Origin of the sequence: Streptomyces sioyaensis (assembly GCF_004122735.1) — a bacterium.
GTDB lineage: Bacteria > Actinomycetota > Actinomycetes > Streptomycetales > Streptomycetaceae > Streptomyces > Streptomyces sioyaensis.
In genome coordinates, this window is sequence record NZ_SDIF01000252.1 from 1 (window position 1) to 2723 (window position 2723).

1 protein-coding gene is annotated in these 2723 nt (G+C 72.5%); it reads left to right on the forward strand.

The genetic code is table 11. The annotated features are described in order from the left end of the window. Positions 1-152: 152 nt before the first annotated feature. Positions 153-2696, forward strand: coding sequence for a sensor histidine kinase (locus EST54_RS33585; RefSeq protein ID WP_129251448.1), 2544 nt, complete (start codon positions 153-155; stop codon positions 2694-2696). Positions 2697-2723: the final 27 nt, after the last annotated feature.

Sequence of the window (2723 nt, forward strand, 5' to 3'; positions counted from 1 at the left end):
CCCCACCCCCAGGCCCGCCCCCGTCCCCCATCAGGGTCCCGTCAAGACCGGTCGCGAAGTCGCCTGATGCCCCTTTTGTCCCCTTGTCGGGTGGGTAGGGTCGCAGCAGGCTCAGCCCGGTGGGGGCGGCCTTCACGTAAGACAATGGGGCCATGGCACGCGGCAAGCTTCGGATCTATCTCGGCGCGGCACCGGGCGTCGGCAAGACGTACGCGATGCTGTCCGAGGCGCACCGGCGCGTGGAGCGGGGCACGGACCTCGTCGTGGCCTTCGTCGAGCACCACGGCAGGTCCCGCACGGAGGTCCTGCTCCACGGGCTGGAGCAGATCCGGCGCCGGGAGCTGTCCCACCGCGGCGCGGTTTTCACCGAAATGGACGTGGACGCGGTGCGGGAGCGCCGGCCGGCCGTGGCGCTGGTCGACGAGCTGGCGCACACCAACGTTCCCGGGTCGCGCAACGGCAAGCGGTGGCAGGACATCGAGGAGCTGCTGGAAGCCGGGATCGATGTGATCTCGACGGTGAACATCCAGCATCTGGAGTCGCTCGGGGACGTCGTCGAGTCGATAACGGGGGTGCGGCAGCGCGAGACCGTACCGGACGAGATCGTCCGCCGGGCCGACCAGATCGAACTGGTCGACATGTCGCCCCAGGCCATCCGCCGGCGGATGGCGCACGGCAACATCTACCAGTCCGACAAGGTGGACGCCGCCCTGTCCAACTACTTCCGTCCGGGCAACCTCACGGCGCTGCGCGAGCTGGCGCTGCTGTGGGTCGCCGACCGGGTGGACGAGTATCTGCAGGAGTACCGCGCGGAGCATTCGATCCGCTCCACCTGGCAGGCGCGGGAGCGCATCGTCGTCGGACTCACCGGCGGGCCGGAGGGGCGGACGCTGATCCGCCGCGCGGCCCGGATGGCGGCCAAGGGGTCGGGCAGCGAGGTGCTCGCCGTCTACATCGCCCGCAGCGACGGCCTGACCTCCGCCTCACCCAAGGAACTCGCCGTCCAGCGCACGCTGGTGGAGGACCTGGGAGGAACGTTCCACCATGTCATCGGTGAGGACATCCCCCGTGCTCTGCTGGAGTTCGCCCGGGGGGTCAACGCCACACAGATCGTGCTGGGCTCCAGCCGCCGCAAGGCCTGGCAGTACATCTTCGGGCCCGGGGTGGGCGCAACCGTCGCCCGGGAATCCGGGCCCGATCTCGATGTGCACATCGTCACCCACGAGGAGGTCGCCCGGGGCCGTGGGCTGCCGGTGCCGCGCGGGGCGCGGCTGGGGCGGGCCCGGATCATCGCCGGCTGGGTCGTCGGTGTCGTCGGCCCCGCTCTGCTCTCGCTGCTGCTGACCGGCATCAAGAACGGTCCCGGCCTGGCCAACGACGTACTGCTGTTCCTCTTCCTGACCGTCGTCGCCGCGCTGCTCGGCGGGCAGCTGCCGGCGCTGGCGTCGGCCGCGGTCGGTTCGCTGCTGCTGAACTTCTACTTCACGCCGCCGACCCACACCCTCACGGTCAGCGACCCGGAGAACATCGTCGCGATCGTGATCTTCTTCGCCGTCGCGGTGTCGGTCGCCTCCGTGGTGGATCTCGCCGCCCGGCGCACCCACCAGGCCGCCAGGCTGCGCGCCGAGTCGGAGATCCTGTCCTTCCTGGCGGGCAGCGTGCTGCGCGGTGAGACGACGCTGGACGCGCTGCTGGAGCGGGTGCGGGAGACCTTCGGCATGGAGACGGTGGCACTGCTGGAGCGGGCCGGCGACGTCGAGCCGTGGACCTGCGCGGGCCGGGCCGGCGCCGACCACGGCAAGCCGCTGCTGCGCCCCGAGGACGCCGATGTCGACATGCCGGTCGGGGACCACATGGCGCTGGCGCTCACCGGCCGGGTGCTGCCCGCGGAGGACCGTCGGGTGCTGGCCGCGTTCGCCGCCCAGGCCGCCGTCGTACTGGACCGGCAGCGGCTGGTGGGCGAGGCGGAGCGGGCCCGGGAGCTGGCCGAGGGCAACCGCATCAGGACGGCGCTGCTGGCCGCGGTCAGCCACGATCTGCGCACCCCTCTGGCGAGCATCAAGGCCTCCGTCACCTCCCTGCGCTCCGATGACGTCGCCTGGTCCCAGGAGGACGAGGCGGAGCTGCTGGCCGGCATCGAGGCGGGCGCCGACCGGCTGGACCATCTCGTCGGCAACCTCCTGGACATGTCGCGGCTGCAGACCGGCACCGTCACCCCGCTGATCCGCGAGCTCGACCTCGACGAGGTGGTGCCGATGGCGCTGGGCGGGGTGCCGGAGGGCAGCGTCACCCTCGACATCCCCGAGGAGCTGCCGATCGTCGCCGTCGACCCGGGGCTGCTGGAGCGCTCGGTCGCCAACCTCGTCGAGAACGCCGTGAAATACAGCCCGGACGGGACGCCGGTGCTGGTGTCGGCCAGCGCGCTCGGCGACCGGGTGGAGCTGCGGATCGCCGACCGCGGTCCGGGGGTGCCGGACGGTGCCAAGGACCGGATCTTCGAGCCGTTCCAGCGCTACGGCGACGCCCCGCGCGGCGCCGGTGTGGGCCTGGGACTGGCCGTGGCGCGCGGCTTCGCGGAGGCGATGGGCGGCACGCTCGCCGCCGAGGACACCCCCGGTGGCGGGATGACCATGGTGCTCACCCTCCGGGCCGCCCCCGGCGGGCCACCCGCCCGCCGGGGGCGGCCCGGAGGGTGAGCACCATGGTCATCCCGCCACCGGTGG